Source organism: Ancylobacter aquaticus (genome assembly GCF_004339465.1).
GTDB lineage: Bacteria > Pseudomonadota > Alphaproteobacteria > Rhizobiales > Xanthobacteraceae > Ancylobacter > Ancylobacter aquaticus.
The window spans coordinates 127,173-140,070 of the sequence record NZ_SMFY01000003.1; the positions used below are offsets into that span (position 1 = coordinate 127,173).

The 12,898-nt window shown below is 69.6% G+C and carries 4 protein-coding genes; all 4 read right to left on the bottom strand.

Annotated features, from left to right (window positions below):
• Entirely contained in the window at window positions 1-3,075 is a 3,075-nt protein-coding gene (locus EV667_RS16685; protein WP_131836481.1) for an efflux RND transporter permease subunit, read from the bottom strand.
• A gap of 13 nt (window positions 3,076-3,088) precedes the next feature.
• A complete protein-coding gene (locus EV667_RS16690) occupies window positions 3,089-4,201 on the bottom strand; it encodes an efflux RND transporter periplasmic adaptor subunit (RefSeq protein WP_131836482.1) in 1,113 nt (370 codons plus the stop codon).
• Complete coding sequence (locus EV667_RS16695; RefSeq protein WP_280960233.1) at window positions 4,198-5,748, bottom strand: efflux transporter outer membrane subunit; 1,551 nt, start codon at window positions 5,746-5,748, stop codon at window positions 4,198-4,200. Before EV667_RS16695 ends, EV667_RS16690 begins: the two co-directional genes overlap by 4 nt.
• A 141-nt stretch (window positions 5,749-5,889) precedes the next feature.
• Window positions 5,890-12,894 (bottom strand): non-ribosomal peptide synthetase, encoded by a 7,005-nt coding sequence (locus EV667_RS16700; protein ID WP_131836483.1) that lies wholly within the window; start codon window positions 12,892-12,894, stop codon window positions 5,890-5,892.
• Between the last annotated feature and the right edge of the window lie 4 nt (window positions 12,895-12,898).

Consider the following 12,898-nt stretch of genomic DNA (forward strand, 5'->3'; position numbering starts at 1 on the left):
CTACGCCGCCGGTGCCGCCGACACCGAAGCCGCCGGCACGGCCTCGTCGCGATGGCTTAGCAGCAGGTAGAAGGCGGGCACCACGAACAGGGTGAACAGCGTGCCGATGGACAGGCCGGAGGCGATGACGAGGCCCATATTGTAGCGCGAATTGGCGCCGGCCCCGGTGGCGATGATGAGCGGGGTGACGCCCAGCACCATGGCCGCCGTGGTCATCAGGATCGGCCGCAGGCGGATGCTGGCGGCCTCGATAACCGCCTCGCGCTTGGCGAGCCCCTGCTTGCGCAGCGTGTTGGCCACTTCCACCATCAGGATTCCGTGCTTGCTCACCAGCCCCATGAGCGTGACCAGCCCGACCTGGGTGTAGATGTTGATAGTGGCGCCGCCAATGCCGAGCCAGATGAAGAACAGCGCTCCGGCCAACGACATCGGCACCGAGACCAGGATGACAAGCGGATCGCGGAAGCTGTTGAACAGCGCCGCCAGCACCAGGAAGATGATGACCAGCGCCAGTGCGAAGGTGGTGACGAAGCCGTTCGATTCCTGCTCCAGCTGGCGCGAGGAACCGGCGAAGTCATAGCTGTAGCCCGAGGGCAGCGCGCGGGCGGCGATAGCTTCCAGCTCGGCCAGCGCCTCGCCATCCGACACGCCGGGCATGGCGATGCCGGAAATGGTCGAGGAATTGAGCTGCTGGAAATGGTTCAGCGACTGCGGGACGGTCTTCATCTCGATCCAGGCGAAGGTCGAGAGGGGGACCGAGGTGTCGTCCGAGGCCTTGATGTAATAATTCAGCAACTGGTCGGTGTTGAGCCGGTGCTGCTGCTTCACCTGGGGAATGACCTTGTAGGACTTGCCGCCGAGATCGAAATAATTCGCGTAGTTGCCGCCCAGCATGGTGGCCATGGCGGCGCCGACATCGCTCATGTTGAGCCCCAGCGACGAGACCTTGTCGCGGTCGAAATGGATGGCCGCGTGCGGCTGGTCGATCTTCATGTCGCCGTCGAGAAAGATGAACTTGCCGCTCTTCATCGCCTCGGCGAGGAAGTTCTGGGAGGCCTCATAGAGCCGTTCATAGGTGTCGTTGGATTTCAGCACGAACTGGATCGGCAGGCCGCTGCTGCCCGGCAAGGGCGGCAACTGGAAGGCGGCGACGCGCACGCCGGCGATCTTGTTGAAATCCTGCTGGATCAGCGGGGCGAGGGCCAGGGCCGAGACGCTGCGCTGGTCCCAGGGCTTGAGCACCCAACCGCCGATGACCTGGCCGGGCATGTTGATCTGAAAGACGAGGTCGGTTTCCGGCCGTTTGTCGAGAATGTCGTAGATTTGCTGCACGTAGAATTCGCGCTGCTCCAGCGTGGCGTTGGGCGCGGCCGTCATCATGGTCAGGATCACCCCCTCATCCTCCGGCGGTGCCAGCTGGGAGGTCGAGTTGGAATAGAGCCAGTAGATGCTCGACAGCACCAGCGCGCCGAACAGCACGGTGAGCGGCAGCAGGTGCAGCGAGGCGGACAGCGCGGCGCGGTAGACCCGGGTGACGGCCTTCATGGCGCCGTCGATGGTGCGGACCATGCGCGCCTCCAGCGTGCGCGCGGAAGGGTCGTAGGGCGCCAGAAGATAGGCGCAGCTCATCGGCGACAGGGTAAGCGCGATCACCGCCGACACCATCACCGCCGCCACCAGGGTGAAGGCGAATTCGGTGAATAGCGATCCGGTGAGCCCGCCCTGGAAGCCCACCGGCACATAGACCGCGATCAGCACCGCGGTCATGGCGATGATCGGCCCCGCCAGTTCGCGCGCTGCCGCAATGGCGGCGTCCAGCGGCTTGAGGCCCTGCTCCATGTGGCGGTTCACCCCTTCCACCACGATGATGGCGTCGTCCACCACCAGGCCGATGGCGAGCACCAGCGCGAGCAGCGTCAAGAGGTTGATGGAGAAGCCGAAGGCCAGCATCAGCGCGAAGCTGCCGATCAGCGACAGCGGAATGGCGACGATGGGGATGAACACCGAGCGCCACGAGCCGAGAAAGACGAAGACGACGAGGGTGACGATCAGCGCCGCCTCGAACAGCGAGCTGACCACTTCCCGGATCGAGGTGTTGACGTAATCGGTGGCGTCATAGAGCACCGTGCCGGAAAGCCCGGTCGGCAGGTCGGCGAAGATGTTCGGCAGCATGTCCCGCACGCCGGCGACGACATTCAGCAGATTGGCGGAAGGCGCCACCTGGATGCCGATATAGACGGCGGACTTGCCGTCGAAGCTGGTGCGGGAATCGTAGTCGTCGCTGCCCAGCGTGACCTCCGCCACGTCCTTGAGGCGGATCACCGCGCCGTCGACATTCTTGATTATGAGCTCGCGGAACTCCTCCACCGAATGCAGATTGGTGGCGGCGGAGAGCTTCACCTGGATGAGCCGGCCCTTGGTGGTGCCGACGCCAGCGATATAGTCATTGGTCTCCAGCGCGGTCGCCACATCGGTGGCGGTGAGGCCGAGCGAGGCCAGCTTGTCCGGGTCGAGCCAGGCGCGCAGGGCGAAGTTCTTGCCGCCGAGGATTTCCGCCACCTGCACGCCTGCCACCGCCTGCAGCTTGGGCTGCACCACGCGGGCGACGTAGTCCGTCACCTCGTTCTCGGCCAGCACCGTGCTGGAGAAGGCGATGTACATGGCGTCGATGGTGGAGCCGGTCTTCAGCGCGAGGATCGGCTGCTGGGTGCCGTTCGGCAGCTGGTTCAGCACCGAACTGACCTTGGTGCTGATCTCGGTAAGGGCGTCGCCGGTGTTATAGTTCAGCCGGAGATTGACGGTGATCGAGCTGACCCCGGTCTGGCTCGACGAGGTCATGTAGTCGATGCCGTTGGCCTGGGCGATGACGTTTTCCAGCGGCGAGGTGATGAAGCCGGCGATGATGTCGGCATCGGCGCCGGCATAAGTGGTCGTCACCGTCACCACGCCGTTCTGCATTTCCGGATATTGCAGGATCGGCAGCGCGAACATGGCACGCACGCCGATCACCAGGATCAACGCGCTGACAACCAGCGACAGGACCGGGCGGCGGACGAAAATATCGGTGATGGGCATGGTCCGCTCCCTGTCAGTTCGACATTTTCGGATCGAGCTCGACCTTGGGAATGTGGCTGTTGTCGATCACGGCGGGGGTGCCGTTGCGCAGCTTGATCTGGCCGGCCACCACCACCGTCTCGCCCTCGCTCAGCCCGGAAACGACGGCGATGAAGTCGCCGCGCGCCTGCCCCAGCTTGACGAAGGTTTCGCGCGCCACCAGCCCCTTGCCGTCGGCGGTCTTCTCCAGCACGAACACGGTCGAGCCATAGGGATTGGCGACAATGGCGGTCTGGGGAAGGGTGACGAAGGTCTCGGCGGCGCCGATGTCGAGCGCGACCTTGGCGAACATGCCCGGCACCAGCTTGCCATCCGGGTTCTTCAGCACAGCCCGTACCTTCACATTGCGGCTGCCGCTCTCCACCTTCGCATTGATGGCGCTCACCGTGCCGGGGAAGCTCTCGCCGGGATAGGCGTCGGCCGTCACCTTGACCGGCTGGCTCACCTTCAGCTTCCCGAAGAATTTCTGCGGCACGAAGAAATCGGCGAAGAGCGGGTCGAGCGCCTGAAGGGTGACGATGGCCGTGCCGGCGCTCAGATACTGGCCGAGATCGACGTTGCGAATGCCCAGGCGCCCGGCAAACGGTGCCTTGAGGCCGTAATAGCTCACCAGCGCCTGCTGCTGCGCCACCAACGCCTGGGAATTCTTCAGATTGGCCTGGTCGGTGTCGACGGTTGCCTGGCTCACCGCCTTGATCTTGAGCTGCTCGTTGTCGCGCTTCAGGATGATGGCATTCAGCTCGGCGGTGGCCTTGAGCGATTCGAGCTTGGCGACCTGATCGTCGTCGACCAGCTGCAGCAGCGGCGCGCCGGCCTTCACCACGTCGCCCGATTCGAAGGACAGGGTCTCGACGATGCCGGACACCTGGAGCGAGAGATCGGCGCCCTCGGAGGCCCTCAGCTCGCCAACCAGCTCCATGGTCGGCTGCCATGTCTGCATCTGCGCCGCCTGCGCCGCCACGGTCTGCGCCGGGGCGCCGCCATGCGCCGGGGCGCCCACTGGGGCCATGCGGTCCTTCACGACATAGAAGGCCCCGCCGGCAAGGGCGGCGAGCGCCAGCCACAGGATGACACGCGGTTTGCTCACCGGGATTTCTCCTTGGCAGTGCCGGGCTCGGGCGTGGGCGGCAAATCGGGCAGGCCCGGCCGGGTTGCGGCGAGGGCGGGCCCGTCCGGTCCTTCAAGATAGCCGCCATTGCGGATAGCGGCGTCGCTGGTTTCGTCGATGCGGTTCCACCAGCCGCCGCCCAGCGCCTGGAACAGTGCCACGGTGTCGTTGTAGCGCATGGCCTGGGTCTGGATGCGGGCGATGACGGCGTTCTGGTAGGTCTGCTGCGCGTCGATGACGATGGCGTAGCCGATGGCGCCGACCTTGAACTGTTCCTGCGCCATCTTCAGGCTGTCGAGCGCGGATTGTTCCGCCAGCGCCTGGGCGCGCAGGGTCGCGGCGTCGTACTGCACCGCCCGCAGCGCATCCGCGACATTCTGGAAAGCGGTGAGGACCGTGCTCTGGTAGAGCGCATAGTCCTGCTCGAAGGCGGCGACGCTGGCTTCCTTGGTGCGGTAGAGCTGGGCGCCGTCCATCAGCGTCTGCGCGATGCTGGCGGCAGCGGTCCAGGCGAGACCTTGCGGCGTGAACAGCTGACCGACGGTGAGGGCCTGGGAACTCACCGAGGGGGTGAGGGTGAACTGCGGCAGCAGGTTCGCCGTGTTGACGCCCACCGTCGCCGCCGCCTGGTGCAGGGTCGCCTCGGCCAGGCGGATGTCGGGCCGCTGGCGCACCAGCTGCCCGGGCAGGCTCACCGGCAGCGTGCGCGGCAGGCGCAGGCTCCGGAGATCGACGCTCTCGCCGCGATCCTCGCTGGGCAGGCGGCCGAGATAGGCCATGAGCTGGTTGCGGCCCTGGGCCAGTTGCTTCTGCAGCGGCGGCAGTGTGGCCTGGGTCTGCGCCAGTGTCGCCTGCTGCGCCAGCACGTCGACCTGCGAGACCGCGCCCACCTCGAACTGGCGCTGGACGCGGCGCAACTGGTCGGTTTCCGCCGTGACAATCGCCTGCGTGGCGGCGATCTGCGCCCGCAGGGAGGCATCCGTGACGGCGGACGTCACCACATTGGCGGTGAGGGCGAGATAGGTCGCCTCCATCTCGAAGCGCTGGTACTGCGCCTGCGCCTCGGCCGATTCCACCTGCCGGCGAATGCCGCCGAACACGTCCAGCGTGTAGGAGACGTTCACCGTCGTCTCGTAGAGATTGTAGAGCGTCGGTTTGCCGGTCGTCCCGCCGGAGGCGGCGGTGATCTGCTCGCGCGTCGCCGACACATTGCCGCTCACCTGCGGCACCCACTGGCCTCGCACCTGCAGCGCGGTCTCCCGTGCCGCGCGAAGGGCATATTGCGCGGCCCGCACATCGGGATGATTGCGCACCGCCTCCTCGACGAAGGCATTGATCTGTGGCGCGTTGAACTCCCGCCACCATTGCCCGCCGACATCGAGGGTGTCGACAAAGTTCTGCGGCGCGCCGCCGACAATATCGGTCGCCATCGCCGGCCGCAGCCGGGTTTCGACCGTGTATCCGCTTACCGCGGGTGCCGATGGGGCCCGGAAATTAGGCCCCACCATGCAGCCCGCGAGCAGCAGCGGGGCGACAATGCAGCAGAGCCGCCCCAGCGGTAGGGAGCGGAGCCTTCCGGGCGGTACGGCGACAGAGAAGCGCGCATGGCGGGGGCCATGTTGCTTGGTCTGTCGCGTGCGAATCGGGGGGGCACCCATGGCGTCATCCTACCTGCACGCCGGGCAAGGCACGTCGAGAAAAGCGGCGATAGCCGCCGCCGTGCGCGTCGCCCCCTCGCCCGAGAGCATCGACACATGGTCGCCCGTGACCCTTTCAACGCCGAGGAGGCGATCATTGAGGCGCGACCAGCCCATATCCGGCATGGTGAGGATTGCGCGGTCGGCCTCGCTGAGGTCGCCCTGGTGGAGGCTGGCGGCGCGCACCAGACATAGCGGCAGGTCACGCGGCGCGCTCGATGCGGGGGCATAGGCGAGGAACGCCTCATAGAGGGCGCGGCTGGCGCCATAGGCGCGGCGCAGCCAGGCGATGTCGGCCTCGGGCGCGATCAGCCCAGCCTCGCGCATCCGCGTCCGGGCAAGGGCAAAGCGAGCCTCCTCGTCGAGCGGCAACAGGTCGTCCACGCCGAGATCGAGCGGGGCGCCGTGGTGGCGGGCGCGCACATCGGCCATCCGCAGCAGCCATTGCGCCTGCGCGCGCTCCGGGTCCGGCGGCAGTACCGAATGGCTGCCCAGCGGGGCGGGGGTGTCGATGATGACGAGCCGCTCGGGCGGGGTGCCGCGCGCGCAGAGCTGGCACGCCATTTCATAGGCGACGACGCCGCCGAAGGAATAGCCGCCGAGGTGGCGCGGGGCCGGCAGGCCCCGGCGGGCCAGCGCGGCGAGATTCGCCGATGCCAGCGCCGCCACGCTGCCGGGCGCTTCCTGCCCCGGCTCCAGCCCCGGTGCCTGCAAGGCCCAGAAGGGCGTCCCGACGGGAAAGGCGCGGGCGAGTTCGAGAAAGGCGCTGACATCCCCGGCAATGGGATGGACGCAGATAAAGGGCTCGCCATCCCCGCCGGTGAGCGGCACCACCGCGTTCCATACCGGCTCCGAGCGGTTGGACCGTGCGAGAGCCCGGGCCAGCGCGGCAGCGCTGCGGTGCTCGATCAGCGCCGTGACCGGCACGGGCCGGCGCAGGCGCTCGGACAGGCGGGCGGCCACGGTTGCAAGGCCAAGCGAGGTTAGCCCGGCGTCCAGCACGTCTTCCGTGAGGCCGAGCCGGCGGCCGAGGATGGCCGAGAGCACGTCGAGCGTTGCCGCCTCCGTGGCATTGGCGTGAACGGGCGCGGGCGCTTGCCTCTCAATCCCCGCACTCTCGGCCTCCGCACTCCTCGCCTCTGCGCCCACCGCGCGGGCAACCGGGGCGGCGTCGGGGAGCGGCACGGCGTCAACGGTGCCTTCGATGGCGCCGGGCAGGGCGGCGAGGACGGCGGCGAATTCGGCGATCATCGCCTCGGTCATTGCGGTCGCGGTGCCGTCGAGGTCCGGCAGCACGAGCGATAGGCCGATGCGCTCGCCGGGCACGACGACGCCGGTGAGGCTGTAGGCGGATTTCAGCGCGTTGTGCACGCTTTCCACCCGCAGCCCGCCGGCGCCGGCCCAGGCGTCCGAGCCTGCCGGCATGTTTTCCACCACCAGCAGCGTGTCGAACAGGGCGGAGGCGCGGTCGCCGACCCCCGCAGCCTCCGCCACCTCCATCAGCGACAGCTGCGCCTGAGACTGCAGGGCGGCGATCTGGCGCTGCATCTCCTGCGCGAGGGCGAGCAGCGGGCTGGCTTGCGTGAAGCGCAGGCGCACCGGAAGGTTGTTGATGAACAGCCCGACCATCTGCTCGATGCCGGGCACCTGTGGCGGCCTACCAGAAACGGTGGTGCAGAACACGGTGTCGTCGACGCCGCGCCGCGCCGCCGTCCATAGCCCCCAGGCCAGATGCGCCAGCGCCGCGATGGTGAGGCCGCGCCGGCGCGAGAGGTCGCTCAGCGCCTTGCTCTGCGCGACGGAGAGCTGGCGACGGGCGGTGACATAGGCCGCCGCGCCGTTTCCCGCCGCATGCAGCGCCGGCTGTGCAGGTGCGCCGGCGAGAAGCGGGACGAACGCGGCGCGCAGGGCGGCACGCTCAAGCGTCGAGGTCCAGGCGATGAAATCGCGAAAGCGGGCGGGTGGTGGCAGTGCCGGTGGAACGCCGCGCCGGAACGCCTCATAGGCCGCGCGCGCTTCCCGCTCCAGCTGGGCAAGGCACCAGCCATCCGCCAGCATGTGGTGGAAGCTGGCGATGAGATAGGCCTCGCTCGCGCTCACCCGGATGAGGATCAGTCGGGCGAGCGGGCCGGCTTCGAGGTCGAAGCCCTCCGCCCGGTCCTGTGCCAGCCGCTGTTCCAGCCGCTCGGCGCTGAAGCCCTGCCAGGTTTCCAGCTCCACCGGCGCTCGGGCATTTCGGCGAACCAGCTGCAGCGGTCGTTGCAGCCCGCGCCAGCGAAACACAGTGCGCAGCACCGGGTGGCGCTCGAACACCAGCGCCCACGCCTTGCGCAGGGCGGCACTGTCGAGCGCGCCGCTGAAGCGCATGCAGCTCTGCTCGAAATTCACTGCCGACCCCTGACGGCTCAGCGAGTGCAAAAGCATCGCTTCCTGCATCGGCGAGAGCGGGTAGATGTCCTCGACATCGGCAATTGGTCCGGCCAGTTTGTCCAGCGTCGCCGCATCGAGGCCGGCGAGCGGGAAGTCGCCGGGTGTGAGCAGCGGCGCCGCCTGTTCCTGCGCCCAGTGCGCGATGGCGTGCAGCGTGTGCGTGATCGCGTCCAGCCGCGCCGTCGCCACCGGGCCGGGCGAGGCCTCGGACCAGTCGAGCGCGAGCCGCCCGCCCGTCACCCGCGCCGTCAGGCTGGCGCGCACGGTGGCGGAGACGTTCGACGTGTGCGGGTGCAGGCGGATCGTTGGATCCTGCCCCTCGGCCGGCAGCAAAGCGAGGCTGACTGTCGGCGGGGCAAGGCGAAAGGCCGAGCGCACGGCGCTGAAGGCGAGGCCGAGCGGCTCGGCGCGCTGGCGGGCCATCTTGGTCTCGCGCAGCCGCAGGCCGAGCGGGCGGTCTCCCGCGTGTCTTTCCGCGCTGGTGCCCGGTGCGCAGGCCTGCAGCGGCAGCAGCGTATCGAGATTGGCGACCAGACCGGCGGCTCCCGGCGCCCCGGCGGGCAGGGTGCGGCGGCCATCCAGCAGTTCGATAGCGGGTGCGCCGCCCAGCGCCTCGCCGAGCGCGACCAGAAGCGCGTCCAGTAGCGAGACCCCGAGCCGCCCCGGCAGGTCCTCCAGCAGCTGGCGCGAGGTGGCGGCGCCCAGCAGCAGCTGCGCCCCGGCAAAAGTCGGGGCCGTGGCGGTGAACGAGTCGGGCGGGGTCAGGGTTTGCGCCGCCTCGCAAGCCATCGCCGCCTCGCGCACCAGCGGGCTGGCGGCATGGCCGGCGAGCCAGCCCAGCCAGTGCGAAAAGCTCAGCGCCGGCGCGGGCTGGCGGGCGCTGTCGGGGCCTGCGGCCAGCGCCGCCTCCAGCTCGGTGGCGAGCAGCAGCAAGGCGCGGTCGTCGGCCACCGCCTCATGCAGCGCCAGCACCACGGTGTGGTTGCTCCCGGCGGGGGCCTCCTGCTTCACCAGCGTGGCCGCGATGGTCACGCCGGCCGCCAGGTCGATGCCGCGCGCCAGCCGGGCGCTGTGGTCGGCGATCCAGCGGTCGAGGTCGTCGAGGGTCCCGGCGGGAACGTCGACAAAGCGCACGGGCACTGTTGGGAGGAAATCCGAGACGGCCAGCGACCGCCCGCTGGCATCCTCCACCCGGACGAGGCGCAGCGCATCGTGCCGCTCGGCGAGACGCTGGATGGCGTAGCCGAGATCCACCGCCGAGACCTTTGCGGCCGGAATCTTCGTTCCCATGGTGACGCTGACGAAGCGGCAGGGATTGCGGGGGTCGCAGGCGGCGGCGATGAGTTCCGCTCCATGGCGGGCGCCGTGGGCCTGCACCTGCACCGCCCGCCTCCGGCGAAGCGCGATGGCGGCGAGGCCCTCGATGGTCGGCTGTTCGAAAACGTCCTTCAGCTCGATATCGAGCCCGGCTTCAAAAGCCCGCGCCACCAGCCGGATGGTGAGGATGGAATCGCCGCCGACATGGAAGAAATTGTCCTGTATCCCGACCTGCGAGCGGCCGGCGCTGCCGAGCAGATCGCCCCAGATCCGCGCCAGAATCCGCTCCTCGGGCGTGCGCGGTTCCAGCGGCGGTTCCGTCGGGGTGTCGGCCAGTTCCACCGGCGGCAGCGCGCGGGCATCGACCTTGCCATTGGCATTCAGCGGCAGCTGGTCGAGCACGAGGAAGGCGTGCGGCAGCATCTGCCGGGGCAGGCGGGCCTCCAGATGGGTGCGCAGTTCCTCCGGGGTGAGCGGCTGGCCCGGCCTTGGCGTTACATAGGCGAGGAGGTCGCGCTCGCCGCTCGCTCGGCGGGGGGCGAGCACCGCCGCGCCGCCGACCGCCGGATGCTGCGCCAGTACCGCCTCGATCTCGCCCAGCTCGATGCGGAAGCCGCGAACCTTCACCTGCCGGTCGGCGCGGCCGAGGAAGACGATATTGCCATCCGCCCTCCAACGCCCGAGATCGCCGGTGCGGTACATGCACGCCCCTTGCGCCCCGGCGAAGGGGTCGGGGCGGAAGCGCTCGGCGGTCAGCGCTGCGTCGCCGGCATAGCCGAGCGCGATGCCGTCACCGCCCAGCCAGATCTCACCCACCAGACCCGGCGGCAGCGGCCGGCCGGCGGGGTCCAGCACATAGGCGGTGCTGTTGGAGATGGGCGCGCCGATGGGGATGCTCAGCTCGTCCTCGCGCAGGCCGGCCATGTCGAACAGTGTGCTGAAGGTGGTGTTCTCGGTGGGGCCATAGCCGTTGAGCAGCGCCAGCCCCTGGTCGCGGCCCGCCGCCAGCACCGCCCGCGCCGCCACCGGGTTGACCACGTCTCCGCCGGTAATGACCACGCGCGTGCCGGCAAAGGCAGCGGGGTCCAGCGCGGCGATCTGCTGGAACAGGCCGGCCGTGACCCAGAGCAGCGACACCCGCGCCTCAGCCAGAAACAGGCGGAGCGCGCGCGGGTCCATCACCACGGTGCGGTCCACCGGCAGCAGCGTGCCGCCATTGAGCAGCGGCAGCCAGATTTCCAGCGTCGAGGCATCGAAGGCGGGGTTGGAATAGACGGCGGCCCGCAGCCCCGGCGCCGCCAGCCCGCGCGCCCGTGCCAGCCGCACGATGGCACGGTGCGGCACGCACACGCCCTTGGGCGTGCCGGTGGAGCCGGAGGTGAACATCACATAGGCCGGGCTCTGCGCGCTTACCTCGCAGCCCGGGTGCGGCGCGGCCGTTTCCGCCTCGGCCACGAGTTGCGCCCAGTCGAGCGTGGCGCAGCCGGACGTGGCGAGCGCGGGATCCAGCACCACGGCATGCCGCGCGCCGGCGCTGCGCGCACGCTGGTCACGCTGCTCGGCGGGAAAGCTCGGGTCGACCGGCGCATGGGCGGCGCCGAGCGTCAGCACCGCCAGTTGCGCCTCGATGAGGGCGGCCGACACCGGCAGTGCGAGAATGGCAACGTCGCCGGCAGCCAGGCCGCGCGCGGCAAGGACGGTCGCCAGCCGGCGCACCCGCGCGGCGAGCGTGCCATAGCCCAGCGTGATGCCGTTCTCCTCGATGGCCGGCGCGTGGGGATGACGCTCGGCGGCGCGGAAGAACAGGTCGATGGCGCTTGCCTCGCGCTCATAGGCGAGGGCGGTGGGGTTGAAGCGCGCCACCAGCGCCGCGCCATCCGCCGGCGTCAGCAGCGGAACCTCCAGTACCGCCTGGTCGGGCTCGTCCGCCAGCGCCTGCGCGAGGCGACCAAAGGCGGAGAGCACGGCCTCAATGGTTTCGGCCTCGAACAGGCTGGAATCGTAGCGGCACCACAGGCGCAGGCCGTCCTCACGGGTGGCGTAGACCACCGAGAGATCCGCCTTCGCTTCCTGTTCCAGCTGCTCGGGCAGACGCTCGAAGACGGTGCCGTCGCCGGCGACGAGCGGGGCGGAAGGCGTCTCCGCCGCGCCGAACAGCACCTGCAGGAAGGGCGCCGCCTCGCCGCGCCGCTCGACGCTGCTCGCCTCGACGATGCGCTCGAAGGGCAGGTCGCGATGCGCCATGGCGGCGCGCAACGCATCGCGCACCTGCGCAACGAGCGCGGGAAAGCGTGTATCGGCCGCCAGAAGCGCGCGGATCGGCAGCGTGTCCACCAGCAGCCCGATCATCCCGGTGAATTCGGGCCGGTCGCGGCGCGAGGCGGGAAGGGTGACGACGATATCCTCCAGCCCGCTCCAGCGCCGCAGCACCGCGAACATGAGAGCGAGGTAAAGGCTGAACTCGCTCGTGCCCTCGCTGCGGGCCAGTGCCGCGAGGCGGGCGCCGACATCGCCCGGCACATGCAACTCGGCCTGGGCCGAGCGGGCTTCCGGCAGGTTGCCCGGCCGCCGGTCATAGGGCAGATCGAGCCGCGCCGGGGCGCCGTGCAGCGCCGCGCGCCACGCCGTCAGGGCGGCTTCCGGTTCCGGCCCGCCGGCCCCGAAGCTCTCCTGCTCCCAATCGGCGAAATCGGGGAATTGCAGCGTCAGGTCCGGGCGTGGCCCGGTGCCGGCGCCCAGCGCGTCGTCATAGCCCGCCTTCAGCTCGGCGAGGAATAGGTCGAGCGAGGCGCCGTCGCAGACGATGTGATGGAACACCGCCACCAGCGCCGCCCCGTCCTCGCCGGCCCGCAGCAGCAGGAAGCGGGCGAGGGGCCCCGTCGAGAGGTCGAAAGGCGCGTCCACCAGCGCTTGCGCCCGCGCGGCCACCATCGCCGCGAAGGCCGGGCCGGCGAAGGGCAGCCCGGTTTCGATGACGGACAGGGGAGCGTCGATCTCATCGGCTACCGCCTGCACCGGCACCCCGTCCACCAGCGGGAAGCTGGCGCGCAGGCCGTCATGGCGGCGGATCAGCGCGGCGAGCGCGGCGCGCAGGGCGGGCTCGTCGACGTTACCCGATAGCCGCGCCAGAAGCGGCATAGCGAACAGGGTGCGCCCCGGCCGCAACAGCTCCGCCATACGGATTTGTCGTTGGCCGAAGGAGAGGCCGGCAATGTAGCCGCTCGCCATCAGC

Bases quoted from the DNA above. Each gene is read 5' to 3' on its own strand.
- EV667_RS16685 (WP_131836481.1), bottom strand. From the start codon at position 3,075: ATGCCCATCACCGATATTTTCGTCCGCCGCCCGGTCCTGTCGCTGGTT.
- EV667_RS16700 (WP_131836483.1), bottom strand. From the start codon at position 12,894: ATGGCGAGCGGCTACATTGCCGGCCTCTCCTTCGGCCAACGACAAATC.